Here is a 24,623-nt window from a genome sequence, read left to right as displayed (position 1 = left end):
GCTCCCGGGCGTGCGAAGGGGTCCGGCGGTCAGAACATGCCGTCCTCGCGGCGGTGGATCTGCTCCACGAGCTCCGCCGCCATCGCCTTGATCGTCTCCAGACCGGCCCGCCCCCAGGGACGTACGTCCGTGTCCACCACGCAGATGGTGCCGAGCGCGACCCCGGTGCGGTCGATCAGCGGAGCGCCCATGTACGAGCGGATGCCGATCTCGTCCACGACCGGGTTCCCCGCGAACCGCGGGTAGTCGCAGACGTCCTCCAGGACCAGGGCCTTGCGGCGCACCACCACGTGCGGGCAGTAGCCGTGGTCGCGGGCCATGAAGCGGCCGACGCCACCGCCCGCGGCGGCCGCGCCCAGGTCGCTGCCGGAGTGGGTGCCCTCGGGGGTGTGAAGACCCGCGAAGAACTGCCGGTTCTCGTCGATGAAGTTCACCATCGAGAACGGGGCGCCGGTCACCTCGGCGAGCCGGTGGGCGAAGTCGTCGAACGCCGGGTCCGGCCGCTCCCCCAGACCGAGTTCGCGCAGCCGCTGCACGCGGGCCGGCGCCTCCTTGTCGATGGGGGTCAGCAGGAGGTGACCGGTCGGGTCGTAGGTCATGGCGTGGCTCCGTAGCTCGGCACGGTGTCCGGGATGGTGGTGAGCAGATGCTGGACGAGGGTCAGCAGGGTGCGGATGCCGGAGCTGGAGATCCGGGCGTCGCAGAGGACGACCGGCACCTCCGGCTTGAGGTCGAGCGCGGCCCGTACCTCGTCCGGCTCGTAGCGGTAGGCGCCGTCGAACTCGTTGACCGCCACGATGAACTGGATCCCGCGCCGTTCGAAGAAGTCCACGGCGGAGAAGCACTCCTGGAGCCTGCGGGTGTCGGCGAGGACGATCGCCCCGAGCGCGCCCTCGGAGAGCTCGTCCCACATGAACCAGAAACGCTCCTGGCCGGGGGTGCCGAAGAGGTACAGGACGTGGCGCTTGTCGAGCGTGATGCGGCCGAAGTCCATGGCGACGGTGGTCGTCGTCTTGGACTCCACGCCCTCCAGGCTGTCGGTGGCCGCGCTGACCGAGGTGAGCAGCTCCTCGGTGCTCAGCGGTTCGATCTCGCTGACCGCGCCCACGAGGGTCGTCTTGCCCACGCCGAATCCGCCCGCCACCAGGATCTTGAGTGCGGTGGGGAAGGGGTCGCCGGCAAAACTGTCGTGGCGCTCAGAGCCGTTGTCGTAGGCCATCGAGCACTGCCTCCAGCAAGGAACGGTCGGTTGGGTTGGCGTGGAAGCGGGGCGCCCGGGCGGTCAGCGCCCCGCAGTCCACGAGGTCGGAGAGCAGGACCTTGGTGACGACGGCCGGGAGCCGTAAGTGCGCCGCGATCTCGGCCACCGAGGTGGGTCCTTCGCACAGCCCGAGGGCCAGGCTGTGCTCGGGACCCATGTGCGCCTGGGGTGACGATCCGGTCGCCATCACCAGGGACAGCAGGTCCAGCGCGGTGGTGGGTTTGGTCCGGCCGCCGCTCACGGTGTACGGGCGGATCAGCCGCCCGGCCGCGTCGTCGAGCCAGGGTCCTTCCTGATGCGACGTCACGTCTACTGCCCGAGACCGCCCACCGCGCCGGCGGCCTGCCGGGCGGGGGTCACCAGGTACGGCCGGACGCTCTTGACGAGCATCGCCATCTCGTAGCCGAGGACGGCGGCGTCCGCCTCGCGCCCGGCGAGGACGGCCAGACAGGTGCCGGAGCCCGCGGTGGAGACGAACAGGAGGGTGGAGTCGAGCTCCACGACCACCTGGCGGACCTCGCCGCCGTCGCCGAACCGGGCGCCCGCGCTGCGGCCGAGCGAGTAGAGCCCGGAGGCGAGGGCCGCCATGTGGTCGGCGGCGTCGGGGTCGAGGCCGTGCACGGATTTCACGAGACCGTCGGAGGAGAGCAGGACGGCGCTGCGGGTGTACGGGACCCGCTGCACCAGGCCGCTGAGCAGCCAGTCGAGGTCCGAGGAATGGCCGGTCGGCACATTGCTCGCCATGGTGATCTACTCCTTGTGCGCGTCGCCGGGACGCAGCGATTCATGGGGGGCGGGCTGGGATTCGGCGAGGCCGATACCGCGCTGGAACGCGGCCATCAGGCCCGGGTCGTGCAGGGCGTGCTCCTCGGTCCTGCGGGTCGCGGGCTCGTCCCGCAGCTGCGGGACGATGTGCTCCTGTGCGCGCCGCTTGGGGAGCAGGGGCCGGCCGTCGTCCTCGGCACGGGGGGCCGGGGGGAGCGGCGAGAGCAGGTGCTCCGGCGGGCCGGAGTGCTCGGCGCCGGCCGGTCGCGCCGGTATCGCGGGGGCGTGGCCGGGGTTCCCGTACCCGCTCGGCGGCGTCTGCGCACGGGGGTACGCGTACGGGGCGGGGGCCTCCTCGTGACGGGCGGCGGCCCGCTCCGGGGAGGGCGAGGGTACGGAGGGGGGCACGGGGGCGGTGGGCGCGGTGCCGTTGGTGGGGGGCGTCCCGATCGGGCCGTCGGCCGCGGGCGTCTGCGGGCGGGCCGGGGCGTGGGCCGCGACCGGGGCCGGGGGCTGAACCGGCGCCGGGGCCGGCATCGGGGCCGGGGCGGCGGGCCGGTCCTGCGGCTGCATCTGCACCTGGCCGGGCGGGATCGCCGCGGAACCGGGGGTCGCGGCGGTCTGGCGCTCGTGCTGGGCGAGGCCCTCGGGGTCGGCGCCGAGGAGGCCCTGCGGGAGCACGAGGACGGCCTGGACGCCGCCGTAGATGTTCGACTGGAGGCGTACGGCGATGCCGTGGCGGCGGGCGAGCGCCGAGACGACGAAGAGTCCGATGCGACCGTCCTGGAGCAGGTGCGCGACGTTGACCTGGTCGGGGTCGGCGAGCAGCGCGTTCATCTTGTTCTGCTCGGTGACGGGCATGCCCAGTCCCCGGTCCTCGACCTCGATCGCGAGACCCGCGGTGACGTACTGGGCGCGCAGCAGCACCGTCGTGTTGGGCGCGGAGAACAGCGTCGCGTTCTCGACGAGTTCGGCGAGGAGGTGGATGACGTCGGCCACGGCATGGCCCCGGAGCGTACCGTCGATCGGGGGGACGAGCTTGACGCGCGGGTACTGCTCGACCTCGGCGATGGAGGAGCGCAGCACCTCGGTCATGGTGACCGGATTCGACCACTGGCGGCGGGAGATGGCGCCGCCGAGCACGGCGAGGTTCTCGGCGTGGCGGCGGATGCGGGTGGCCAGGTGGTCGATGTGGAACAGGCCCTTGAGCAGCTCCGGGTCCTCGACCTCGTTCTCCAGCTCGTCGAGGAGCTGGATCTCGCGGTGGACCAGGGACTGCAGGCGCCGGGCGAGGTTGACGAAGACCTCGACCTTCTGTTCGTTGCCGACGCTGCTGGAGAGCCGGGAGGCCTGCACGACGGCCGCCACGGCGGCCTCGTGGGACCGGTTCAACTCCTGGGAGAGCAGGTCGAACTCGTCGCCGGGGACGGGGGCGGTCGGCTGCGCGGGGCGGGGCGGGAGGCCCTCTCCCTTGCGCAACTGTTCGACGACCGTCTGGAGTTCGCTCTGTCCGCGGGCGGTGGTGCGGCGCAGGGAGTTGCAGCGGTCGAGGACGGCCTTGGCCGCCCGGTCCGCGCCGAGCGCGGCGGCCGTCACGGAGGCGATGGTGAGGGCGGCGGCGCCGGTGAGCGCGGCCCAGAGGGCGGGGGTGGGGCTGGCTCCCGTGGAGCGGATGGTGAAGAGGACCGCCGCCGCCCCGCCGAGGGCCACCGCGACGGCGGGAAGTACGGAGGTGCGCAGGAGTTGGGGGCGTATGCGGGCTTCCGTGGGAAGCGGTGCCGGGGTCTGCGCCGGGGGGTTGCTGTGGGTACCGGTGGCGGAGCGGGCGCCTGGCCGGCCGTGCCGCCCGCCCTCGCGTCGATCGGGCCGCGAGGCGGGTGCGCGAAGTTGAGACATGAGTGTCCTTGGTACGTGCCCAGGAGTCGGCGTACTGCGGGGGGTGGTGTGTGCTGCAGGGGTCTACGGGGGAGGTTTTCTACAGACGTGCGACGAGCCTACCGATGATCATCAGCCACACACTGTAGTCGTCAACCGTTCAGGTGCGGTGCGCAGTTGACAAACTTACCCGTAGAGCGGGCCGGTCTGGTATCGCCCTTCCCGCCACCGGCCGAGAACGATCGGCCGAAAGTCGATGCCATGGCGTGAAGGGCTCCCCGCGGGGGCCCCGTCGAGCGGGAACGGAAGGGGGCGGAGGCGTCCTCGCGCCTCCGCCCCCTGCGGAAATCCTCCCCGACCGGAATCCCCCGGAGGAGGGGCGGCCCGTCGCGGCCCCCTCGCCCCAGGGGGTGCGCACGGCCTCTGGCGCACCCCTCCCGCGCCCGCTCCTGACCCGTTCCGGACCCCCGGACGGGGCTCCGGCCCCCGGATCCGCCCCGCCCCGGGTGCCCGTATCCGGCCGTACGTCGGCCTCGCCCGCAAGCGCCCGGTAACGGTCGGTAAGAGCGGAGGCCCTCCGGCCGCCGCCCTCAGCCGACGAGGGCGACGGGGCCGTCCCAGGCGTCCTGGTCGACGGTGAGGGTGTAGCCGCCGCGGGTCTCCTTGCTGTTGACCAGGTACTGGTGGCCACGGCTGTGGTCGGTGTACTGGCCGGCGCCCCACGGCCAGTCGGCGGTGGTGGTGTTCTGCTTGTCCCACAGGGCGTACCAGAGGTTGCCCGGCAGGTCGGTGCGGTCGGTCGCGGTGGCGATCGCCTTGGCGCTGGAGCTGGTGAAGCCGTAGAAGCCGCCCCGGTAGGTCTTGGCGCGCAGCGTCTTGGTGAAGGAGCGCACGTACGTCAGCACGGCGTCGTTGCACGCCTTGTCGGTGACGTCGTACGGCTCCATGTCGAGGAAGATCGGGCTGCCCGTCTTCATGCCGAGCGCCGACGCCCTGGCCACCGCGTCCGTGGCGTCGGCGACGCCGAGGGACGCCGCGGTGGAGGCCGTGAGCTTCTCGGGGTTGGCGCTGGTCTGGCAGGGCGGCTGGGCGCCGACGTAGATCGGGATGAGCTTCCAGCCCGTGGCGCTGACCGACTTCACCCAGGACGCGGTGAGGTTCGGCTGCGCACAGCCGCGGTTCTTCCCTCCGACGTACACCGCGGCGGCGCCGTAGAACCCGGTGTTCCACGCCTTCATGGCGGCGAGGGAAGGGGCCGTGCAGGTGTCGAACGCCCGGCCGGTGAAGGTCTTCTGGGCGGGCCAGGTCGTGGCCGCCATCGAGGTCTGCGCCGCGACGACGGCACCCACGGCGGCGACGGCCGCTCCCGTCGCCACCGCGATGTGGCGACGCTTCTTGGAAAGCCGATGGCCGGCCATACCCACCTCGTTCATGAGAAAACGCGGCCCACGGCCGCGGCCGGCTGAGCGGCGCTGTGCGCTCCGCCCGTGCGGAGCAGACCGCACTGTAACGGAGGGCGATCCGCGCCGGACGGCCCGGGTGGCACGGCCCCGACCTCGTGGAACGTCCTGCCGGCCGGGCGTTGATCGGTTGTTGATCGGCCGTCGATCGGTCGTCGATCGGAAGCTGGCCTACTGCTGGTCGGCGGCCCGTTCGGGGGACTCGGGCCGGGAGGGGAGGTGGCCATGCGGAGGCCGACGGAGGCGGAGGGAGCGGCGGGGCACCTGGCCGTGCGGCTGCTGGGGCCGGTCGGGGCCCGGCTGGGCGGGGAGCGGATCGAGCTCGGGCCGCCGCAGCAGCGGGCGGTGTTCGCGATGCTGGTGCTGCGGCGCGGCCATGTCGTCGGGGTCGGGCAGCTGGTGGACGGGGTGTGGGGACCGGCGGCCGCGCCGCGCAGCGCGCCCTCGGCCGTCCGCACGTACGTCTGGCGGTTGCGCGCGGCCCTGGAGCCGGACCGGCCGGCTCGGACCCGGAACCGGAGCGGGCTGATCGTCACCGCGGAGGACGGCTACCGGTTCCCGGCGTCGGCGATCGGCGTGGACGTGGACGCCGAGGTGTTCGCGCGGGAGGCCGCGGACCGGAGCGGTTCGGCCGAGGCCGTGTACGAGCGGCTGACGCGCGCGGTCGGACGCTGGCGGGGCGTCCCCCTGGCCGGGGTGCCGGGGCCCTGGGCGGAGCGCCGCCGCGAGCAGCTGACGGAGTCCCTGGCGGCGGCGCGCGAGGAGCTGTGCGCCGCCGCCCTCGCACTGGGGCGGTACGGGGAGGTGGTGGCCGAACTGCGCTCGATGGTCGGGGAGTTCCCGCTGCGGGAGCGCTCGCACGGGTTGCTGATGACGGCGCTGCAGCGCACCGGGCGCCAGGCGGAGGCGGTCCGGGTGTACGAGGAGGCGTGCGAGGTACTGGCGCGGGAGCTGGGGGCGCGGCCGTCGGCCGAGCTGAGGGAGCTGCGCCATGGCCTCCGTACGGGCCGCACGGCGCCCTCCCCCGCGCGGCCCGGCGCCCCCGGCGTCCGCCCGTCGCCCCCGTCCCGCCCGGCCGCCGCGGAGGCCCGCCGACCACCGGGAGCACCCGCCGCGGGCGGCCCCGCGGTCCCGCACCTCCGCCCGGACCGGCCCGCCGAGGCCACCGCCCAGCTGCGGAGACCGCCCCTGGGGGCGGGCGGCGGGCGGGGCGACAGAAGGAAGACCGCCGCACCGCTCCCCTCCGGCATCGGGTACTTCACCGGGCGCGGCCGGCTCGTCGGCGAGATACGGGATCACCTGCTCCGGGCCCGCCCCGGGCCCGGCCGGGCGATGGCGGTCGCGACCGTCACCGGCATCGGCGGGGTCGGCAAGACCGCGCTCGCCGTCCACGTGGCGCACGGCCTGCGCGCGGCCTTCCCCGACGGGCAGCTGTACGTCGCTCTGGGTGCCGGTGCCGTTCCGGCGGACCCGGCCGGGGTGCTCGCCGATCTGCTCTCCGTGCTCGGCACCCCGTCCGACCGGCTGCCGCTGGACCCGGAGGAGCGTGCCGCGCTGCTGCGCACCCTGCTCGCGGACCGGCGCGTGCTGCTGGTCCTGGACGATGCCCGGGACGCCGCGCAGGTCCGCCCGCTCCTGCCCGGCACGGCCGACTCCGCCGTGCTCGTCACCACCCGGGCTCCTCATCTCGTGCTCCCCGGCGCCCGTTCCTTCGCCGTGGACGTCTTCACCGAGGCCGAGGCGGTGGCCCTGCTCGGCACGCTCGCGGGCTCCGCGCGCGTGGCCGCGGAGCCCGAAGCCGCCCTGGCCCTCGCCGAGTCCTGCGGCCGTCTGCCGCTCGCCGTACGGATCGCCGGGGCCCGCCTCGCCGCGCTGCCCCGGCACGGCCTGGGCGCCTTCGGGGCGCGGCTGACCGACACCGCCACGCTGCTCGGCGAGCTGAGCCACGGCGACCACACGGTGGAGTCCGCCTTCCGCCTCGGCTACCGGGCCCTGTCGTCCGCCCAGGCCAGGGCCTTCCGGCTGCTGTCCCTGCTCGACGCCCCCGACCTTCCGCTGCCCGTCGCCGCCGCACTGCTCGGCATGGCGGAGGACGCGGCCGAGGACCTCGCGGAGGCCCTGGTCGACGCCGGGATGCTGGAGTCCCCCGCTCCGGGGCGCTACCGCCTGCACGACCTGCTCCGGCTCTACGGCCGGCGCCGCGCCGAGTCCACCGAGCGCGCCGAGGACCGGGCGGCGGCGCTGCGCCGGGTCCTGGCCCTCCTCTACGACAGCGCGGTGCGGGTGGCCCGGACGGCTCTGCCCGACGACGTCCCCTCCCCGGCGTGGCTCCGCGCGGCGGGCGGTTCGGGTCTCGCCTTCGAGGACACCGAGCAGGCCCGGACCTGGTTCCGCGCGGAGCACGCGGTGCTGACCTCCGCCGTGGAGCAGTCGCTGGCGTCGGTCCCCGACGCCCTGGGGCCGGCGGTGGACCTGCTGACGCTGATCGCGGTCTGCAGCCTGTTCCCGAGCCGTGGCCATTACGAGGACGCCTGCCGGCTCGCCGGACAGGCCGCCCGGCGGGCGGAGGAGGCCGGCGAGCCCGAGTACCGGGCCCGGGCGCTGCACACGCGGGCCTGGCTCTCGTGCCTGGTGGGCGAGTACGCGGCGGCGGAGGCGGACCTGCGCGCGGCGCTCGGCTGGGCGGAGGAGGCCGGCGACGGCCGGCGCCTCCACATCTCGGGGGTGCTGCTCGCCCTCGTCCTGCGCGCCACGGGACGCGTCGGGGAGTCGGAGGCCGCGATGGCCCGGGCCGAGCGGTTCGCGGGTGATCCGGACGATCCGGCGAGTCCCGCCGGCTTCGCCCGGTTCGTGGTCCGGCTGCACATCGCCGTGGGCGCGGACCGGCCGCCCTCCGGGCTGCCCCTGATGACACCGCTGATGCGCCGCGTGGACACCCAGGGGACCTCGCTGGTCAGGGCCCGGGGAGTGGTCCGCCTGGGGGCCGCGCTGAGCGGCCTGGCCCGGTCGGAGGACCGGCCGGGCACGTCCTAGCCGCCCGCTGGTTCCTCACAGGCCGCCACCGGTTCCGCCTCGGGGTCGCGCGCCATGCCTCCGATGCCGTACCGGTCGGCTTCCGGCACGCTCAACTCGCCTGCGGGCCTCCACGGTTCGAGGTCCCCTGAAGCGCGCTGCCAGGTGACGCCCTCGCGGTCGGCGAAGGTCAGGTACGGCACCTGGATGCCGTCCGGCTCCGGCTGCTTCTTCCAGCCGTCGTCCGGGCGGAGCCGTGCGCTGTGGCTCGGCGGAAACCCCTGCGGGCCGCCGCCCCGGGGAACGCGGTACATCCAGTCGTCGGGGTCGAACACCGAATCCGTGCAAGGGGGCAGGCTCGGCAGGTCCACGCTGTACTGCACGGCGAGCTTCGTGTGGTCCACGTCGCCGGTGGTCGCCGTGAAGTAGAGCTCGACGTGCGAAACCGGATCAGGTGACCGGTTCATGAGGTGCAACCGGATGCCGCCGTCCTTCCCGTGGTCGACCCACGTCGACACGCGCGAAGCCTGTGCGCGGGACTTCTTGTCGGCGTCCTCGCGGGACTGCGTCAACTGGTCGCGCGACACCATGGCGCCGTAGTACGTGGCGACTCCCGTGAACAGCAAGGTCCCGATGCCGGCACCGACGCCCACCACGGTCGCGAGTCGCGCCCAGTCGGTCCGGTGCCACCAGGACCGCCCCTCGCGGGGCCCACCGGCCCGTCCCCGGATCCGTACGGAGTCCGGTGCGGGCCGCTGCCTCGCGAGGCGCTGCCGTCGCTGCCGCTGACTGCCCGTGTCCCTCACGACCCTCCCCCGGGGGCGACGGGGCCGCGGTAGGGAAGGGTCTGGCTGTAGACGACGCTCGTGGTGGTGGTGCCGAAGCCGGCGAGTTCGTCCATGAGGGTCTCCAGGTGTCCCATGGAGGTCGCGGCCACCTTCAGGGTGTAGCAGTCGTCGCCGGTGGTGCGCAGGCACTCCAGGATCTCGCGGCGTTCGGCGAGGAGGCGGCGGAGCGGTTCGTGGCGGCTGCCGGGGTATTTGAGGCGGACGACGGCGAGGAGGGGGTAGCCGACCTTGGCCAGGTCGATCTCGGCCCGGTAGCCGGTGATGACGCCCAGGGCCTCCAGGCCGCGGACGCGTTCGGTGGTGGCCGACGGGCTGAGGTTCACGCGTCGGCCCAACTCGCTGAGGGAGATGCGGGCTTCTCGTTGCAGCTGTTCGATGATCGCCCAGTCGACGTCGTCAAGATTCCCGGTCACGCGGCGAAACTACCAGTAAATTCACGGAGGAACAGCTCTGATACGAGGAGTTCCCGGTTCCTTCGCCCGTGATCACCGGGATAGCCTCGGGCCATGCAACTCGGTGTCAACGTACCGAATTTCGGCCCCGGGACCGATCCCGGGGTCCTGCGCGAAGGGGCGCGGCTCGCGGAGGACCTCGGCCTCGGCGTCCTCATGGTGTCGGACCACGTGGCCGTCACCCCGGACGTGGCGGAGCGGTATCCGGAGCCCTTCTACGAGCCGTTCACCACGCTGTCCTGGCTGGCCGGTCTCACCACCACCGTGCGGCTGGGCACGACCGTGCTCGTCCTGCCGTACCGGCATCCCCTGCTGGTGGCCCGGATGGCCGCCAACCTCCACCTGCTGAGCGGCGGTCGCTTCGTCCTCGGGGTGGGCGTCGGCTGGGCCCGGCAGGAATTCGAGGCGCTGGGCGTGCCGTTCACCGCCCGTGGCCGGCTGACGGACGAGTGTCTCGGCGTCCTCCGGCAGGCCAGGGACGCGGGGCGCCCGGAGGGTGACGTGCCGCTCTGGATCGGCGGCCACAGCGAGGCGGCCCTGCGGCGCGCGGTGAGGTCCGGCGACGCCTGGCACCCCCTGCGGCTCTCCCTCCCCCACATGCGCGCGGTCCTGCGACGGCATGCGCTGCCGGGGTTCGCGCCCCGCATCGCCCTGCGCGTCACCAGCACACCGGTCGACGCCCCCGACCGGCCCGTCGGCGTCGGCACCGTCGCGCAGATCCTCGACGATCTCGACCAGCTGCGTCTGCTGGGAGCGGACACCGTCGTACTCGACCCCTACCACGGAGATCCGGAGGAGACCCGTCGGCCCGAGGCGGCATGGCGGGCACTCACCACCGTGGCCACCCGTTGGAGGAACCGATCATGATCACCTCGGCCGACGAGGCCCTGCTGCGGCGCGCCATCGGCATCGCCGCCCACGCGGTCGCCCTCGGCGACGCACCGTACGGTTCCCTTCTGGCCGGACCGGACGGCACCGTGCTCGCGGAGGCCCACAACACGGTCCGGCGGGACGACGACATCACCGCCCACCCGGAGCTGAAGCTCGCCCGCTGGGCGGCCCGCGAACTCGACCCGGACGCCGCCGCCCGCACCACGCTGTACACGAGCTGCCAGCCGTGCGGCATGTGCGAGGGCGGCATCGCCCGTTCCGGTATCGGGCGGGTCGTCTACGCGCTGTCCACCGCACAGCTCGTCGCACTCAACCCGCCGTCAGGCGCCTGGCCCGCGGTGCCGCAGGACGGCCCCGCCCTGGTCGACGAGGCCCGCGTCCCCGTCGACGCCTACTACCGGCCGAGCCGCTGACACCGCGGCGGCCGCGCCACCGGCCCGTCCCCGGAGCCGCGGTCCGGCGCTCCGGGTGTCCGCACGGCCCCGGCGAGGTCCTCCCCCACCGGCGTCACCTGTCGCCCGCGAGGTCGAGATCGTCGCTCCGCGCCCCGGCCACGGTCCCCGTCGGCCGGGGGCGGCGCCACGGGCGCGGGATCGGCCGGGAGACCGCCCGCCACCAGGACTCCCCCGGCAGCTTCCCGGCGGGCTCGAAGGGCTCACCGGGCTTCGGGAACGCCACCGCCTGGCCCGCCTCCTCGGCCGCGTCCTTCGTCCACTCCCCCGGCTCCGCCCACGGGTGCGGGGCGAGGTTGAAGGTGCCCCAGTGGATCGGCAGCAGCACCCCGGCGGGCTTGCCGCCCTGGAGGTCCAGATGGGCCCGCATCCCCTCGGCCGGGGTCATGTGGATGTCGGTCCAGAACTCCGAGTAGGCGCCGATCTGGATCATCGTGGCGTCGAAGGGGCCGTGGGCGGCGCCGATGTCCTGGAAGCCGGAGAAGTAGCCGGTGTCGCCGCTGTGGAAGACGCGGTGCTCGGGGCCCCTCACCACCCAGGACGCCCAGAGCGTGTGCTGCGTGTTGCGCAGGCCGCGACCGCAGAAGTGCCGGGCCGGGGTGGCCGTGAGCCGCAGGTCGCCGACCTCGGTGGACTCGTTCCAGTCCAGCTCGCGCAGGCGGGAGGCGGGCACGCCCCAGCGCTCCAGGTGCGCGCCGACGCCGAGCGGCACCGCGAAGAGCGTGTCGGTGCCGGCCAGCGCCTTGATCGTCGGCAGGTCGAGGTGGTCGTAGTGGTCGTGCGAGATCACGACCACGTCGACCGGGCCGAGCTCGGCGAGCGGCACGGGCACGGGGTGGAGCCGCTTGGGGCCCGCGAAGGGGAACGGGGAGCAGCGGTCGCCCCAGACCGGGTCGAAGAGGACCCGGTGGCCGTCGATCTCCGCGAGGATGCCGGAGTGGCCCATCCAGGTCAGGCGCAGGCCGGTGGCCGGGGGCTCGGCCAGGTCGGCGAGGGTGGTGGGGTGGACGGGGATCGCGCCGGTGGGGGCGCGGCGCGCGCGTCCTTCCTTCTCGAAGTAGACCTTGGCGAATTCGACGCCGGACCCGGAGGGGCGGCGGCTCGCCGGTTCGGGGTTCTGGAAGATCCCGTCCGCGAAGTTCGGCGAACGGCGGATCCGGGCGAGGCGCTCGCCCGTGGGGTCCGCGCCGAAGGACTCGGGGCGCAGCGCGCGCAGCCGGGCCCGCGGCGAACGGTCGGAGCCGGTACCGGTCACAGGACCTCCTGATCTCTGGGGTCGTTCCATTATGGGCGGCCCGGGCCGGAGACGGCCGGGCGGTCGGCCATACTGAATCGTCGTTCAGTACGATCCGCCCGGCCGCCCCGTCCCCTCCGAGGAGATCCGCGATGAGCCCCACCCCCCTGCTGTCCGTCGACTGGACCGATCACGTGACCGGGCGGCGGGGCCATCTGGTGGTCGACCGGCTGGTGCGCGGCGTGGCCAGCGGCGGCCTGCGGATGCGGGAGGGCTGCACGGCGGAGGAGGTCGCCGGACTCGCCCGGGGCATGACCATGAAGGAGGCCCTGCACTACGACCCGTCCGCCCGGTACGTGCCGCTGGGCGGCGCCAAGGGCGGCATCGACTGCGACCCCCGCTCCCCCGAGGCGTACGGCGTCCTCGTGCGCTATCTGCGGGCGATGCGGCCGTACGTCGAGCGGTTCTGGACCACCGGGGAGGACCTCGGGCTCACCCAGGACCTGGTGGACCGGGCGGTGGCCGAGGCGGGGCTCGTCTCCTCCGTACAGGCCGTGTACCCGCTCCTGGAGGACGAGGCGGAGGCCCGGAAGCGGCTCGCCGACGCGTTCGCGATCGAGGTGGACGGCATCGGGCTCGACGAGCTCGTCGGCGGCCTCGGGGTCGCCGAGTCCGTGCTCGTCGCCCTCGACCGGGCCGGGCGGCCGTACGAGGGGACCCGGGTGTCCGTGCAGGGCCTCGGCACCATGGGCGGGGCGACCGCCCGCTTCCTCGCCCGGGCCGGACTGCGGGTGGTGGCCGTCGCCGACGTCCGGGGCACGATCGTGAACCCCGACGGCCTCGACGTCGAGGCGCTGCTCGCCGCCCGCGACGCGCACGGGACCGTCGACCGCTCCGCGCTGCGGCCCGGCGACCGCGAGGAGTCCGGGGACGCCTGGCTCTCGGCCGACGCCGAGGTCCTCGTCCCGGCGGCCGTCTCGTACGCGATCGGCGCCGCGGACCAGGGCCGGATCACCGCCCGCTGGATCGCCGAGGCGGCCAACATGCCGGTCCTGCCGGAGGCCGAGGAGGCGCTCGCCGCGCGCGGGGTGACCGTCCTTCCGGACGTGGTCGTGAACTCGTGCACGAACGCCTGGTGGTGGTGGACGCTCTTCGGCGACATCGAGGCCGACGCGGAGCAGGCCTTCGCGCGGGTGCGGCAGGCGATGCGGACGCTCGTCGGCGGGATGCTCGACCGGGCGGAGGCGGACGGCGTCAGCCCGCGCGCCGCGGCGCACGCGCTGGTCGACGAGCGGCTGCCGGTGATCGCCGAACGCTACGGCTGGTACTGAACCGGCCACGCGCCGGAGCCGTTTGGCGATCATGCCCTTGTCATGTGCTGTGTAGGCTGCACGGCGTGGCGAGAGTGCGGTTGAGCGTGGCCGAGCGGCGGGAGGAACTCCTGGGGGCCGCCGTCGAGCAGATCGAGGCCCGTGGCGTCGCCGCCGTCCGGATCTCCGACGTGGCCGCCGCGCTCGGCGTGAGCAACGCGCTCGTGCTCTACCACTTCTCGTCCAAGGAGCGGCTGGTCGCCGCGGCCTTCGCCCACGCGGCCGAGGACGACCTCGCCCAGCTGCGCCGGCTGCTCGGGCGGCGCTCCACCGCCCTCCGGCGGCTGCGGGCCGCGATCCGCTGGTACGCCCCGACCGGTCAGGCCAAGGGCTGGCGCCTGTGGATCGAGGGCTGGGCGGCCTCCCTGCGCGATCCCGAACTGCGCCGGGTCGCCGCCTCCCTCGACCGCGCGTGGAAGACGGCCCTGATCCAGGTCATCGAGGAGGGCGTCGCCACCGGGGAGTTCCGCTGCCCGGACCCCACCGGAACCGCCTGGCGCCTCACCGCCCTCCTCGACGGCCTCGCCGTCCAGACCACGGCCTACCCCGGCGCCCTCCCCCGCACCACGATGCTCCGCTGGGCGGACGCGGCCCTCACCCGGGAACTCGACCTGCCGGCACCGGATCCGGCCGCACCGGAGGAGCCGGGAGGGCCGGACGCGCCGGAGGTGCCGGAGGCCCCGGACGCGCCGGAGGTGCCGGACCGCCGCCCGCCGAGGCCGAGGCCGTAGCCGACCGGGCCCGAAAAGGCCGCCGCGGCCGGTCCGGACCCGGGCGATCCGCCCCGGCCGGCCCGGCCGCGCCCCCGCCCGCCGGGGCGGCCCCGTACGTCCCGCGCGTCAGATCAGTTCGTACACCGCCGAGACCGTGACCTGCTCCTCGATCTCGCCGGGTGCCAGGGGGACGCCGGGCTCGTCCGCGGGGAGGGGGGCCGTGCCGAGGCCGGGGCGGACGGATTCGCCTTCACTCAGGGAGACCAGCCGGCCGAGCTGGTGACCGCTGAGCCGGGCGTGCTGGGAGGCCTTGTCGTAGGCGTCCCGGTAGGCGGCCTCGCGGGCCTTGGCGCGCAGCGCCGACGGGTCGGCGACGTCGAAGACGACCCCGTTGATCCGGCCCGCGCTCCCGCTGGCTTCGTTGACGGCCCCGACGACCTGGCCGGTCCTGTCGATGTCGCGGACCTTCACGGAGAACGACTGCCCCGCCTGATAGCCCGTCACCTTGCTGTCCCCCTCCTTGGTCTGGGTGTAGACCGGGGACAGCGAGAGGCTGTCGGTGCGGACGTCCCGGTCGGCGATGCCCTGCCGGCGCAGCACGCCGAGCAGCGCCTCTGCCCCGGTCCGCTGCGCCGCCATCGCCTCCTTCGCCGTCGCGCGGGTGGCCTCGACGCCGACGGACAGGATCGCCAGGTCGGGCGCGGCGGACGCCCGGCCGTCGCCCGTGACGGTGACCGTTGCCGTGGCCGGGGCGGCGTCCCGGACGGAGGTGCGGAGGGCGGCCCGCCCGGGCGCGGCGGCCAGGGCGGGGGCCGCCGTGCCGGCGAGGAGGCCGCCGAGCACGGCGGTGGCGGCGAGCAGACGGGCGGTGCGGGCGGCGCTGGGCCGGCGAATCGTCACGGGCGGGTCCCTTCGGGCGGTGGGTGCCGGGGCTCCGGCGGGCACATCCCAGCACCCGGCGCCGCCGCCTCCCGCGCGCCACTCCTGACCGCCGGCGCCCTTCACCTCTCCGCACCAACCGGGGCCGCTCGTCCCCGCCGGTCCGTCCTCCGCTACAGGGGCATGAGGTCGGGGCGCTTCGCCTCCACGTGGTCGCCCGAGCTCTCGCCGCGCAGCCGGCGTCCGATCCAGGGCACCAGGTACTCCCGGGCCCAGTGGATGTCGTCGCGGCGGACTTCCAGCGTGCCGCGCGGCGGCTCCGGCGGCCAGGGCTGGTCCGGGTCGGCGGGCACCTCCATGCCGAGTACCTGGGCGGCGCGCAGGGCGACGCGGGTGTGGCCCTCGGGCGAGAGGTGCAGCCGGTCGTCGTCCCAGGCGCGCCGGTCCTGCACGGACTTCAGCGACCACAGGTCGAGGACCGGGCAGCCGTAGCGGTCCGCGATGGCCCGGACGTGCCCGTTGTACGTGGCGATCTTGCCGCGCAGGTGCTTGAGGAGGGTCACGCCGCGGGTGTCGAAGCCGGTGGTCACCATGACGGTGCCGACGGCGGAGGTGAGGTCGGCGACGGCGCGCTCGAAGCGCTCGGCCACCTCGTCGGGGTCCGTCCCGGGGCGGATGATGTCGTTGCCGCCCGCGCAGAAGGTCACCAGGTCGGGGGCGAGTTCCTTCGCCCGGGGGACCTGTTCCGCCACGATCTGGTCGAGGAGGCGCCCGCGTACGGCCAGGTTGGCGTAGCGGAAGGCGTCGTGCTCCGGCAGCTGGTCGGCGAGCAGGACCGCGAAGCGGTCCGCCCAGCCGACGTACGCCCCCTCGGGCCCGGGGTCCCCGACGCCCTCGGTGAAGCTGTCACCGATCGCCGCGTACGACCCGAATGCGTTCTTGTCTGTTGATCTCGAATCGTCTGCCACGGGACCACATCCTTCCTCTTCTGATGTGACCTACGCGACCGTAAGGAAGGGTTGACGCAGGGTGACATATGCCACCGATAAAGATTCCGCCAAACCGGAATACGCCGGAGGCCCGGCACAGGGGTGCCGGGCCTCCGGGAGGCGACGTCGCGTCAGATGCTCACGCCGTGCGCGCGCAGGGCAGCCAGCGGGTCGATGTCGGAGCCGTACTCCGGCCCGGTGCGCATCTCGAAGTGCAGGTGCGGGCCGGTGACGTTGCCGGTCGCGCCGGAGAGGCCTATCTGCTCGCCGCCGGTGACGGTCTGGCCGGCGGAGACGGAGATCGAGGACAGGTGGGCGTACTGCGAGAAGGTGCCGTCGGCGTGCTGGATGACGACCTGGTTGCCGTACGCGCCGCCGTCGCCGGCGGAGTAGACGGTGCCGGGGCCGACCGCGTGGACGGGGGTGCCGGTGGAGGCGATGAAGTCGACGCCGGTGTGGTAGCCGGAGGACCACATGGAGCCGGCCTGGTGGTACGGGGTCGACATGCCGGCGCCGGGGATGGGGGCGACCCAGCCGGAGGAGGAGGTCGCACCGGCCGACGGGGCGGGCGTCGAGGAGGAGGTGGCGGTCGCGGCGGCGGCCGGGGCCGGGGCGCGCTCGCCGCCACGGGAGGCGCGGGGGGCCTCGTCGCCGTTCTTGCCGGAGCTCCACGTGCCCCGGTGGTCGGCCCCGGCCGTGCTCTTGGCGCCGAGGGTGAGCTTCATGCCGGGCATGATCAGCGAGGGGTTCTCGCCGATGACCCGGCGGTTGTCCTCGTAGAGCTTGTGCCAGCCGCCGGCGAGGTGGTGCTCCGAGGCGATCTTCGACAGGTAGTCGCCCCGCACGACGGAGTACGTCTTCGGCGCGGCCTTCGCGGGGGCGGCGGGCGCGGCCTTCACCGGGGCGACGGCGGGAGCGGCGGCCGGGGCGGCCTGCTCGGCGGCGTGGGCGCCGGTGGCTCCGAGGAGCGGGAGGGCGACGACGGCGCCACCGGTGCCGGCGGCGGCGAGGCCGCGGGTCAGACGGCTGGACTTGGGGCGGCGGTGCTTACCCTTCGCGGGCATGGCGAATTCCTCTCCGGCGCCTGCGAGGTGAGCTGTCGGGTTCGGACTGGAGATGTCCGGCCGCGTTCTCGCGCGACTTCACCCCGAGCCGTCCTTCTTCGAAGGGATCGGCGTACTACCTGGGTCCCCCGCTCCTGCCTTCTTCGGGTGAGTGCGGATTCCGGTCGGTGGCAGGATTCGGCGGTCCGTCCGGATTGAGCGCGACGCTAGACGAGGGGGGTCGGGGCGAACAAGCCACGATTTCCAAGCGCTTCGGAATCCGGTGGAATGCGGCCGGAATTCCGGTCACCCTCCGTGGATGACTCCCCCTCGACCTCCTTTTCCCCGGGGGTATTTGGAAAAGACGATCAGGCACGGTCCGTCACGGTTATGACGCTGCTCACGCGCCGATCCCCATCTCCCCTGCAACCGGGGCGGGTTATGCGCAATCAGTCAATACGGACAGATCACCCATTCCCGTCCCAGGGGGTGCGAGTCCCGGCCCCCACCCGAGATGATTGCCCCAGGAACCGATCTACAGAACAGGAGCAGCCGTGACGCAGCAGCTGCCGCAGGTCCCGCCCGCCGAAGGCGCCGAGCCCGAGCTGACGGAGGTCCGCAACTTCCGGGACGTGGGCGGCCTGCCGACGACGGACGGGCGCGCCGTCCGCCCCGGCCGCCTCTTCCGCAGCGGCCACCTCGCCCACGCGACGGAGGACGACGCCGCCTTCCTGGCCTCGCTGGGGCTGCACACCGTCTTCGACTTCCGCAACGAGTCGGACCGGAAGGTCGAGGGCGCGGACGTCGAGCTGCCCGGCGTGCGGAACGTGAACATACCCCTCAACGACCCGGCCGACGGCAAGGAGTTCTGGAAGCTGGTGCGCGACGGCGAGACCGCGCAGCTGCGCGAGGTCCTCGGCGACGGCAAGGCGGCCGCGCGGATGGCCGACTCGTACCGGAAGATGATCGTCGAGCGGACCGCGGAGCACAGCCGGATCCTCCACGCCATGGCGGAGGAGAGCGTCCCGGCCCTCATGCACTGCGCCGCGGGCAAGGACCGGGCCGGGCTCGCCATCGCGATCACCCTGCTCGCGGTCGGGGTCGAGCGGGAGGCGATCGAGGCCGACTACGTGAAGTCGAACGACCCGCACCGCCGCTACAAGGTGCGCCGCAGCTCCACCAGCGCGGACGCGATGTCGCCCGAGGTGATGGAGCTGCTCAGCCCGCTCTTCGACGCGCGGGTGGAGTACCTGCGGGCCGCCTTCGAGACGATCGAGGCGACCTGGGGCACGGTCGACGCCTATCTGTCCGAGGGCCTGAAGCTGGCCCCCGAGACCCGTGAGCGGCTGCGGGAGCGCCTGGTCACGGAGGCGTAGCCGGCCCCTACTGGTTCTGCCCGCCCAGCATGAAGAGCAGGTAGAGGAAGCCGGCGAAGAGGTGGCCGGCGATCAGATAGGCGAAGAGGCGGAGCACCAGCCCCTTGGGGAACTTGCCTTCACCGCGCTCCTCGCCGGTGACCGGTACGGACTTCTCGGACATGTCGGCCCTTTCCTGAAGAATCATCATGGAACGTCAGCGCCGGTGCGGGGTCCCGTCGCCGAGGCACAGCTCGGCAGCGGGGCTCTGCATCAGGGTGTGGACGAAGAGCAGCTCGGCCCCGCCGGGGGTGGCGGCGCCGATCCGGTGCGGGGTCAGCGAGTCGAAGTGCGCGCTGTCCCCGGGGTCGAGGACGTGGACGGCCTCGCCGAGCGCGAGCCGCACCCGGCCCTCCAGGACGTGGATCCACTCCTCGCCGGGGTGGACGCGCACGATGTCGGCCCGGGTGGCGTACGGCACGTGGACCCGCAGGCACTGGAGGGCGCGTCCGGCGCCGCCCGCCTGGCGGTAGATCCAGCCGTCGGCCTCGACGGGTTCGGAGCGGCCGGCCCGGACGACGGGGTCGCGCTCGGGGGGCGTCTCCCCCAGGAGCTCGGAGACCGTCGTACCGTAGATACGGGACAGGGCGAGCAGCATCGGCAGCGAGGGCTGCCGGTTCCCGGTCTCCAGGCGCGAGAGGTGGGCCGGCGAGAGGCCGGCCCGCTGGGCGGCGGCCTCCAGGGTGAGTCCCCGGCGGCGGCGCAGGGCCCGCAGCTGGGGGGCGACGTCGGGCAGGACGTCGGGGGTGACGGGGTCCGGGGAGGTCTCCCCGGGGACGTGGTCCATGCGTCCATTCCGCCAGGATCGTGCCTCTGAGGCAAGTTTCTTGCCTCAGAGGCAAAGCGGCGGCGCTAACGCTGCGCGACCGCCTGCTTGACCAGTGTCTTCCCGAAGTCCCACATCAGCCCGCCGCCGCCGTGGGCGTCGTCCATGACCGCCGTGAAGGCGGTGACGAACCGGTCCACGTCCGCCTCGTCGATGACCAGCGGCGGGATCAGCTTGATCACCTCCAGGTGGTCCCCGGAGACCTGGGTGAGGATCCTGTGCCGCTGGAGCAGCGGGACGACGACCATCTGCGCGAAGAGGCCCTTGCGGGCGGCCTGGAGCATCGTCCAGCGCCCGCGCAGCCCCAGCGAGGACGGCCGCCCGAACTCGATCCCGATCATCAGGCCGCGCCCGCGGATCTCGTGCAGGAGTTCGTACCGGGGCACGAGCTCCTTCAGACGGCCGGAGAGCAGGTCGCCGATCCGCCGGGCGTGGGCGACCGTGCCCTCGTCCTCCATGACCGAGAGGACGGCGAGCCCGGCGGCCATGGCCTGCGCGTTCGATCCGAAGCTCGCCGAGTGGACCAGGACCCGGTCCATCGACGAGTAGACCTTCTTGAAGATCCAGTCCTTGCCGAGGGTGGCGCCGACCGGCACATAGCCGCCGGAGAGCGCCTTGGCGACGCAGACCAGGTCCGGTTCGACGCCCTCCTCGTGCTGGTAGGCGTAGAAGTCGCCGGTCCTGCCGAGGCCCGTCTGCACCTCGTCGGCGATGAGCAGCGCCCCGTGCCGGTGGAGGAGGTCCTGGGCGCCCCGCAGGAAGCCCGGAGGCGCCTCGTGGACGCCCTTGCCCTGGACGGGCTCGACGACGAAGGCGGCCACGTCGCCCTTGCGCAGCTCCCGCTCCAGGGCGCCGAGGTCGCCCAGGGCGATCGCGGTGTCCGGCAGGAGCGGGTCGAAGCCCTCCCGGAAGCCCTGCTCGCCGTTGACGGAGAGGGAGCCGGTGGTGAGCCCGTGGAAGGCGTGGTGGCAGTAGAGGATCCTCGGCCGCCCGGTGGCGTACCGGGCGAACTTGAGGGCGGTCTCCACGGCCTCGGTGCCGCTGTTGCCGAAGAAGACCCGGTCGAGGTGCGGGCTGTGGGCGAGCAGCTTCTCCGCGAGGAGTCCCGGCAGCGGCTGGCAGTCGAAGCGGGTGAGGTCGGCGAGCTGGGCGTCCAGGACGTCGTGGAGGGCCTTGCGGACGACGGGGTGGTGCCGTCCGAGGCCCATCACGCCGAAGCCGGCGAGCATGTCGAGGTGGTCGGCGCCGTCGGCGTCCCAGAAGTGGGCGCCCTCGGCCCGCTCGTAGACCTTGTCGAAGCCGATGGTGTGCAGCATGCGCGGCAACTGGTGGTTGAGGTACCTGGCATGCAGCTCGTACCGCTCGGCGCCGCGCTCGGAGAGCAGCGCCCGCAGGTCGAACCCGCCGGTCATGACGTGCTGTTCCCGGAGACCGTCTCCCGGACCGCGCGCAGGGACTCCTTGAGGGAGCCCATGGTGGCGAGGACGGCGGTGGGCTCGTAGCCGCAGTGCGCCATGCAGTTGGCGCAGCGCGGGTCCTTGCCCCGGCCGTACTTGTCCCAGTCGGTGTCCTCGACGAGTTCGCGGTACGTGGGGACGTATCCGTCGCTCATCAGATAGCAGGGGCGCTGCCAGCCGAAGAGCGAGTAGTTGGGAATGGCCCAGGCGGTGCAGGGGAAGTCCGCCTTTCCTTCCAGGAAGTCCAGGAAGAGCGGCGAGTGGTTGAGGCGCCAGCGGCGCCGGTTCCCGCCGGCGAAGGCCTTCTTGAAGAGTTCGCGGGTCTGCTCGACGCCGAGGAAGTGCTCCTGGTCGGGGGCCTTCTCGTAGGCGTAGGCGGGCGAGATCATCATCTCGTCGACCTGGAGGTCGTCGTTGAGGAAATTGAGCACCTCGATGATGGTCTGCGGGGTGTCGGTGTTGAAGAAGGTCGAATTGGTGGTGACCCGGAAGCCGCGCCGCTTGGCCTCCTTGATGGCCGCCACCGCCTCGTCGAACACGCCCTCCTTGGCGACGGACTCGTCGTGCCGCTCGCGCAGCCCGTCGATGTGGACGGCGAAGGCGAAGTACGGGGAGGGGGTGAACTTCTCCAGCTTCTTGCGCAGCAGCATGGCGTTGGTGCAGAGGAAGACGTACTTGCGGCGGGCCACCAACTGGCGCACGATCTCGTCGATCTGAGGGTGCATCAGGGGCTCGCCGCCCGCGATGGACACCATCGGGGCGCCGGACTCCAGGACCGCGCCGACCGCCTGGGCGACCGGCATGCGCTGCTTGAGGACGCCCGCCGGGTGCTGGATCTTCCCGCAGCCCTCGCACTTGAGGTTGCAGGCGTAGAGCGGCTCCAGCTCGACGATCAGCGGGAACTTGTCCCGCTTGCGGAGCTTCTGTTCGAAGAGGTAGGTCCCGACCCGGATGGACTGACGGAGCGGCATGGCCATAACTCGTTCACCTCCTGGGGAGCAGCAAAGAACGGTGCCATTCGAAGAATGCGGGAAGGACGGCACGAAGAACACGGAAGGCTGATATTCCCCCGCGTACCGTGCCGATCCGAACCAGTTCATGTTCCGGAGCGTCCACGACCACCCGGACGGCCGCAACCGGGCGGGCGTCCGGCCCCTCCCCGAACGCTCCGGCGGCCCGGGCGGTACGGAGGGTGGCGGCGGACTCCATGTCGACGGCGATCGCCCCGCCGGCCCCGAGCGCGGCCCGCTCGGGGCCCCGCACCACATGGTCGGAGCCGATCAGCGGCCCGGTGTGGACGGCGCGCCCCGGCACCGCCTTGACCAGGGCCTTCACCAGCAGGTCGGTCCCGGCGCAGAGGGTCGTGCCGTCGGGGGCGCGGGTCTCGTCGGCGACGATCAGGTCCCCCGGGTGCATCCCGGGGGCGAGGCCCGCGCAGAAGCCGGAGGCGATCACGGCGGCGTCGCGCCACTGCTCCTCGCCGAGCATCCGGGACACGGCCCGATGCGCCCGTTCGGGCCCCATGCCGGTGCGCAGCACGGTCACGGGGCCCGGCGCGCCGCCCCGGTCCCCGCTGCGCAGGGCGAACTGCTCGATGCCCAGCGCGCAGGCGATCAGCAGCGGCGGTCCGGCGCCCGGGCCGGGCTCGCGGCCCATCAGTCCTCCTTGCGCGGCGAGGACTCCCCGTACACGTAACGCCCGAGCGCCGTGAGCGGGAACACCTGCCGGTAGAGGTGGTAGTTGATGGAGAAGTCCCAGGGGAAGCCGGTGCCGGTGAAGTGCGGCTCGTCCCAGGAGCCGTCCTCCCGCTGGGTCTCGACCAGCCAGGCGACGCCCCTGCGGACGGGCTCGGAGTCGCGCTCCCCGGCGGCGAGGAGGGCGATCAGGGCCCAGGCGGTCTGGGAGGCGGTGGAGGGACCGCGCCCGACCCACTCCTCCTCCTTGTACGAGCGGAGGTCCTCGCCCCAGCCGCCGTCGTCGTTCTGTGTGGATCCGAGCCAGGAGACGGCACGGCGCATCGCCGGGTGGGAGGCGGGCAGTCCGGCGGCGGCGAGCGCGGGGAGCACCGAGCCCGTGCCGTACACGTGGTTGACGCCCCAGCGGCCGAACCAGGCTCCGTGGGGCTCCTGTTCGGCGAGCAGCCACTCGATGCCCCGGCGGGCGCGCGGGTCCTGGGCCATGCCCTCGTACGCGAGCATCTCGACGACGTGGGCGGTGACGTCGGCGGAGGGCGGGTCGATCACCTCGCCGAAGTCGCAGAACGGCAGCTTGTTGGGGAGGATGCTGGTGTTGTCGGCGTCGAAGGCTCCCCAGGCTCCGTTCTTCGACTGCATGCCGAGGGTCCAGCGGGCACCCCGGGCGATGGCGGCCTCCACCCGGGCGGGGTCGGGGTGCTTCACCCGGCGCAGGGCGAGCAGGACCTCGGCGGTGTCGTCGATGTCGGGGTAGTTGTCGTTGTGGAACTCGAACGCCCAGCCGCTGGGCGGGAGTCCGGGCCGTCGCACCGCCCAGTCCCCGGTCCGGGTGATCTCCTCGTCGAGCATCCAGTCCACGGCCCTGACGAGCGCCGGGTGGTCGGGGGCGAGCCCGGCGTCGGCGAGGGCGATGGTGGCGAGGCAGGTGTCCCAGACGGGCGACTGGCAGGCCTCGATCATCCGCGAGCCGTCCTCGCGCCACACGGCGAACCGGTCGAGGGATTCCAGTCCGGCCCGCATGACCGGGTGCTTCAGGTCGTAGCCGAGGAGGTGGAGGGCGATGACCGAGTACACGGCGGGGGGCTGGATGCCGCCCCAGCAGCCGTCGTTCTCCTGGCGCTCGACGATCCACCGGGCGGCGACGTTCATGGCGGTGGTGCGCAGCCCGCGCGGGGCGAAGCGGTGGTAGACGTGCAGGGCCTTGTCGAGCCGCTGGAAGATCCCGTCCCAGCCGGTGGCCGGGGCGAGTGCCCGGGGCGGGTTCGGTCGCGCCGGGTCGGTGTGCAGCTCGTCGAGGGGGAAGGGCGCGGGCCGGACCGGGCGCTTCGCGGAGACCACGGTGAGCGGCACGATCGTCTGCCGGGCCCAGCAGCCGAAGTCGTAGATGTTGAGCGGGAACCACTTCGGCAGGAAGAGCAGTTCCGGCGGCAGCTCGGGCAGGTCCTCCCAGCGCCACCAGCCGAAGAGGGCCAGCCAGATCCGGGTGAAGACCCGGGCGGCGGCGATCCCGCCCCGGGCGCGGACCCAGGCGGCGGCGCGGGCCATGTGCGGGGCCTCGGGCGGGTCTCCGGCGAGCCGCAGGGCCACATAGGCCTCGACGGTGGCGGAGAGCTCGCCGGGTCCGGCGTAGAAGGTGGCCCACGCGCCGTCCTCGCGCTGCTCGCGGCGGATGTGGAGGGCGGCGGCGCGGGTGGTGTCGGCGTCGAGGATGCCCAGGAACTGGCGGAGGAGGAGGTCCTCGGCGTCCATGGTGACGTTGGTCTCCAGGTCGCCCTTCCACCAGCCCGCCGGGTCCTGCCGGGCGAGCAGGTGCTCGACGGCCCGTTCGGCGGCCCGCGCGGCGGTGCCGTCGAGGCCGGACGCGAAGGCGTCGGTGTCGTTCGTCTTGCTGGCCGAGGCTGCCCGGGGGCCCACGGCCCCGGCGCTTCCGTCGGTCGTCGCTGTCATGGCTTCCCCTTTGCGCAGTCGGTTCCTTCTGCTTCTGCGG

General features: G+C 73.5%; 24 protein-coding genes and 1 riboswitch. Of the genes, 6 read left to right on the top strand and 18 right to left on the bottom strand.

Annotation, left to right across the window (positions count from 1 at the left end; all coding sequences use genetic code 11):
- Positions 1-29: 29 nt before the first annotated feature.
- From ACH4TP_RS12120 to ACH4TP_RS12095, 6 genes are all read right to left on the bottom strand, one after another.
- A complete protein-coding gene (locus ACH4TP_RS12120) occupies positions 30-599 on the bottom strand; it encodes a GAF domain-containing protein (RefSeq protein ID WP_389230980.1) in 570 nt (189 codons plus the stop codon).
- Positions 596-1,219 (bottom strand): ATP/GTP-binding protein, encoded by a 624-nt coding sequence (locus ACH4TP_RS12115; RefSeq protein ID WP_389230977.1) that lies wholly within the window; start codon positions 1,217-1,219, stop codon positions 596-598. Before ACH4TP_RS12115 ends, ACH4TP_RS12120 begins: the two co-directional genes overlap by 4 nt.
- Positions 1,197-1,568 (bottom strand): DUF742 domain-containing protein, encoded by a 372-nt coding sequence (locus ACH4TP_RS12110; RefSeq protein ID WP_389230974.1) that lies wholly within the window; start codon positions 1,566-1,568, stop codon positions 1,197-1,199. Before ACH4TP_RS12110 ends, ACH4TP_RS12115 begins: the two co-directional genes overlap by 23 nt.
- A gap of 2 nt (positions 1,569-1,570) precedes the next feature.
- The gene (locus ACH4TP_RS12105; protein WP_388846452.1) at positions 1,571-2,005 is read right to left on the bottom strand and encodes a roadblock/LC7 domain-containing protein; all 435 of its coding nucleotides are present in this window, start codon (positions 2,003-2,005) and stop codon (positions 1,571-1,573) included.
- A 6-nt stretch (positions 2,006-2,011) separates the two neighbouring features.
- Positions 2,012-3,922, bottom strand: coding sequence for a sensor histidine kinase (locus ACH4TP_RS12100; protein ID WP_398437332.1), 1,911 nt, complete (start codon positions 3,920-3,922; stop codon positions 2,012-2,014).
- 569 nt (positions 3,923-4,491) lie between these two features.
- The gene (locus ACH4TP_RS12095; RefSeq protein ID WP_398187848.1) at positions 4,492-5,319 is read right to left on the bottom strand and encodes a glycoside hydrolase domain-containing protein; all 828 of its coding nucleotides are present in this window, start codon (positions 5,317-5,319) and stop codon (positions 4,492-4,494) included.
- Positions 5,320-5,586: 267 nt separating this feature from the next.
- On the opposite strand from ACH4TP_RS12095, the gene ACH4TP_RS12090 reads away from it, so the two are divergent.
- Positions 5,587-8,394, top strand: coding sequence for an AfsR/SARP family transcriptional regulator (locus ACH4TP_RS12090; RefSeq protein ID WP_398437331.1), 2,808 nt, complete (start codon positions 5,587-5,589; stop codon positions 8,392-8,394).
- Here ACH4TP_RS12090 and ACH4TP_RS12085 read toward each other — a convergent pair.
- Both ACH4TP_RS12085 and ACH4TP_RS12080 read right to left on the bottom strand, forming a co-directional pair.
- A complete protein-coding gene (locus tag ACH4TP_RS12085; protein WP_398187298.1) occupies positions 8,391-9,179 on the bottom strand; it encodes a hypothetical protein in 789 nt (262 codons plus the stop codon). The genes ACH4TP_RS12090 and ACH4TP_RS12085 overlap by 4 nt on opposite strands.
- Positions 9,176-9,634 (bottom strand): Lrp/AsnC family transcriptional regulator, encoded by a 459-nt coding sequence (locus tag ACH4TP_RS12080; RefSeq protein ID WP_389230962.1) that lies wholly within the window; start codon positions 9,632-9,634, stop codon positions 9,176-9,178. Before ACH4TP_RS12080 ends, ACH4TP_RS12085 begins: the two co-directional genes overlap by 4 nt.
- A 93-nt stretch (positions 9,635-9,727) precedes the next feature.
- On the opposite strand from ACH4TP_RS12080, the gene ACH4TP_RS12075 reads away from it, so the two are divergent.
- Both ACH4TP_RS12075 and ACH4TP_RS12070 read left to right on the top strand, forming a co-directional pair.
- Positions 9,728-10,540: an LLM class flavin-dependent oxidoreductase gene (locus tag ACH4TP_RS12075; protein WP_398437329.1), complete on the top strand. Its 813-nt coding sequence runs from the start codon at positions 9,728-9,730 to the stop codon at positions 10,538-10,540.
- Complete coding sequence (locus tag ACH4TP_RS12070) at positions 10,537-10,977, top strand: nucleoside deaminase (RefSeq protein ID WP_389230956.1); 441 nt, start codon at positions 10,537-10,539, stop codon at positions 10,975-10,977. Before ACH4TP_RS12075 ends, ACH4TP_RS12070 begins: the two co-directional genes overlap by 4 nt.
- 94 nt (positions 10,978-11,071) lie before the next feature.
- Here ACH4TP_RS12070 and ACH4TP_RS12065 read toward each other — a convergent pair whose 3' ends face one another.
- On the bottom strand, positions 11,072-12,301 hold the full coding sequence (locus ACH4TP_RS12065; protein ID WP_398437327.1) for an MBL fold metallo-hydrolase: 1,230 nt from the start codon (positions 12,299-12,301) through the stop codon (positions 11,072-11,074).
- Positions 12,302-12,402: 101 nt separating this feature from the next.
- Here ACH4TP_RS12065 and ACH4TP_RS12060 point away from each other — a divergent pair, with 101 nt between their 5' ends.
- Positions 12,403-13,581, top strand: coding sequence for a Glu/Leu/Phe/Val dehydrogenase dimerization domain-containing protein (locus ACH4TP_RS12060; protein WP_398187287.1), 1,179 nt, complete (start codon positions 12,403-12,405; stop codon positions 13,579-13,581).
- A 65-nt stretch (positions 13,582-13,646) separates the two neighbouring features.
- Entirely contained in the window at positions 13,647-14,351 is a 705-nt protein-coding gene (locus tag ACH4TP_RS12055) for a TetR/AcrR family transcriptional regulator (protein ID WP_398437325.1), read from the top strand.
- A 108-nt stretch (positions 14,352-14,459) separates the two neighbouring features.
- Here the strand turns inward: ACH4TP_RS12055 and ACH4TP_RS12050 are convergent, their stop codons facing one another.
- The 3 genes from ACH4TP_RS12050 to ACH4TP_RS12040 form a co-directional block, all read right to left on the bottom strand.
- On the bottom strand, positions 14,460-15,233 hold the full coding sequence (locus tag ACH4TP_RS12050; protein ID WP_398437324.1) for an SIMPL domain-containing protein: 774 nt from the start codon (positions 15,231-15,233) through the stop codon (positions 14,460-14,462).
- Positions 15,234-15,385: 152 nt separating this feature from the next.
- Positions 15,386-16,180: an SGNH/GDSL hydrolase family protein gene (locus ACH4TP_RS12045; RefSeq protein WP_389230941.1), complete on the bottom strand. Its 795-nt coding sequence runs from the start codon at positions 16,178-16,180 to the stop codon at positions 15,386-15,388.
- Positions 16,181-16,332: 152 nt separating this feature from the next.
- Entirely contained in the window at positions 16,333-17,265 is a 933-nt protein-coding gene (locus ACH4TP_RS12040) for a peptidoglycan DD-metalloendopeptidase family protein (protein ID WP_398437322.1), read from the bottom strand.
- A gap of 4 nt (positions 17,266-17,269) precedes the next feature.
- Positions 17,270-17,458, bottom strand: a riboswitch (cyclic di-AMP (ydaO/yuaA leader).
- 340 nt (positions 17,459-17,798) lie between these two features.
- Between ACH4TP_RS12040 and ACH4TP_RS12035 the strand changes: the two genes are divergently transcribed.
- Positions 17,799-18,620 carry a tyrosine-protein phosphatase gene (locus tag ACH4TP_RS12035; RefSeq protein WP_398187275.1) on the top strand — a complete coding sequence of 274 codons (822 nt, stop codon included), beginning with the start codon at positions 17,799-17,801 and terminating at the stop codon, positions 18,618-18,620.
- Between the two features lie 7 nt (positions 18,621-18,627).
- Here the strand turns inward: ACH4TP_RS12035 and ACH4TP_RS12030 are convergent, their stop codons facing one another.
- The 6 genes from ACH4TP_RS12030 to shc all read right to left on the bottom strand — a co-directional run bounded on the left by ACH4TP_RS12030 (position 18,628) and on the right by shc (position 24,583).
- Positions 18,628-18,783 (bottom strand): DUF6126 family protein, encoded by a 156-nt coding sequence (locus ACH4TP_RS12030; protein WP_189803391.1) that lies wholly within the window; start codon positions 18,781-18,783, stop codon positions 18,628-18,630.
- A 33-nt stretch (positions 18,784-18,816) separates the two neighbouring features.
- Entirely contained in the window at positions 18,817-19,446 is a 630-nt protein-coding gene (locus ACH4TP_RS12025) for a helix-turn-helix domain-containing protein (RefSeq protein WP_389230932.1), read from the bottom strand.
- Between the two features lie 65 nt (positions 19,447-19,511).
- Positions 19,512-20,897 carry an aspartate aminotransferase family protein gene (locus tag ACH4TP_RS12020; RefSeq protein WP_389230929.1) on the bottom strand — a complete coding sequence of 462 codons (1,386 nt, stop codon included), beginning with the start codon at positions 20,895-20,897 and terminating at the stop codon, positions 19,512-19,514.
- On the bottom strand, positions 20,894-21,919 hold the full coding sequence (hpnH, locus tag ACH4TP_RS12015) for an adenosyl-hopene transferase HpnH (RefSeq protein ID WP_365221590.1): 1,026 nt from the start codon (positions 21,917-21,919) through the stop codon (positions 20,894-20,896). Before hpnH ends, ACH4TP_RS12020 begins: the two co-directional genes overlap by 4 nt.
- Positions 21,920-21,926: 7 nt before the next feature.
- Complete coding sequence (locus tag ACH4TP_RS12010) at positions 21,927-22,598, bottom strand: 1-hydroxy-2-methyl-2-butenyl 4-diphosphate reductase (RefSeq protein WP_398187268.1); 672 nt, start codon at positions 22,596-22,598, stop codon at positions 21,927-21,929.
- Positions 22,598-24,583, bottom strand: coding sequence for a squalene--hopene cyclase (gene shc / locus ACH4TP_RS12005; protein ID WP_398437317.1), 1,986 nt, complete (start codon positions 24,581-24,583; stop codon positions 22,598-22,600). The genes ACH4TP_RS12010 and shc overlap by 1 nt, the downstream gene beginning before the upstream one ends.
- Positions 24,584-24,623 lie beyond the last annotated feature (40 nt).

It is taken from the genome of Streptomyces sp. NPDC021012, from assembly GCF_044333355.1.
Classification (GTDB): Bacteria; Actinomycetota; Actinomycetes; order Streptomycetales; family Streptomycetaceae; genus Streptomyces.
The sequence above is the reverse complement of the archived record's forward strand: the minus strand, read 5'-3'. Positions and strand labels throughout refer to the sequence as shown.